Here is a 540-nt window from a genome sequence, read left to right on the forward strand (position 1 = left end):
ACAGGCTTTCATCGGTCAGCACGCGGCGGAATGCGGCGACGAAGTTCTCGCCGAGCGTGAGCGGCTCGTTCGCGGCCGCACGCGCGGCGAGCGTCAGCAGCGCGCGTGTCGCGAGGCGCTGGCCGGCTTCCCAGCGGTTGAACGGATCGCTGTCGTGTGCGAGCAGGAACGCGAGATCGTCGTCGCTGTAGTCGTACTCGACGATCACCGGCGACGAGAAGTTGCGCAGCAGCGACGGCAGCGGCGCCTCCGGCACGTCGACGAACGTGAAGGTCTGTTCGGTCTCGGTGAATTCGAGCACGCGCGTCGTGCCCGAGGCGGCCGCTTCGCCGTCGAGGCGCAGCGGCAGGTCGCGGCCATCGCGGCCGATCAGCCCGATCGCGAACGGAATCAGCAGCGGCCCTTGCTGCGTCTCGCGCGCGGCCGGCGATGCGTCGCCGTAGCCCTGCGCGAGCGTGACCGTATAGCGGCGCGCGGCGGCGTCGTACGCGGTGTGCACCGACACGCGCGGCGTGCCGGCCTGGCTGTACCAGCGTTCGA

1 protein-coding gene is annotated in these 540 nt (G+C 70.7%); it reads right to left on the reverse strand.

Going from position 1 to position 540, the window contains the following annotated elements; all coding sequences use genetic code 11:
- On the reverse strand, positions 1-540 hold a 540-nt coding region (locus G3N96_RS38955), incomplete at both ends, for a DUF3458 domain-containing protein (protein WP_206140513.1).

Origin of the sequence: Burkholderia sp. Se-20373 (assembly GCF_017104705.1) — a bacterium.
Taxonomy (GTDB): Bacteria; Pseudomonadota; Gammaproteobacteria; order Burkholderiales; family Burkholderiaceae; genus Burkholderia.